The organism is Pyxidicoccus trucidator, assembly GCF_010894435.1.
Lineage (GTDB): Bacteria > Myxococcota > Myxococcia > Myxococcales > Myxococcaceae > Myxococcus > Myxococcus trucidator.
Genome location: NZ_JAAIXZ010000114.1, coordinates 1 through 393, shown reverse-complemented (window position 1 = coordinate 393; position 393 = coordinate 1). Strand labels below are relative to the sequence as shown.

Below are 393 nucleotides of genomic sequence, written 5' to 3'. Positions count from 1 at the left end.
CTCCAGGGGAGACGCCAGATAGAACGGATACGGGCGCGAATGGTGCCCATCCGAGACGTCCGGCGAGACGAGCTGCTGGAAGAACTCCTTCGAGGGCGTCCAGGTCCCCATCAACCGGTGCGCGACGTCCGGCGCGGGAAGCTCCGCCACCTTCGCGAGTGCGCGAACCACCAGGGTGGATGAGACGCCCACGCGCAGCTCCCCGGTGAGCATCTTGTTCAACAGGAAGACTTCGCGCCGGGGCATCGACCGCCACCAGGACACCACCTGCTCGCGCTGCGCTGATACCTCCAGCTCACGCAGGGGCATGAGTCGCTGGGTGAGCCATAGCGACAGCGGGAGCTCTTCCGGTGTGCTCGGTCGTTCCAGGTTGTCCAGCAGCAGGGCGATGAC

At 66.2% G+C, this 393-nt stretch carries 1 pseudogene; it reads right to left on the bottom strand.

The window, feature by feature from the left end:
* A pseudogene (locus tag G4D85_RS48660) lies at positions 1–393 on the bottom strand (ATP-dependent DNA ligase); the annotation flags it as partial.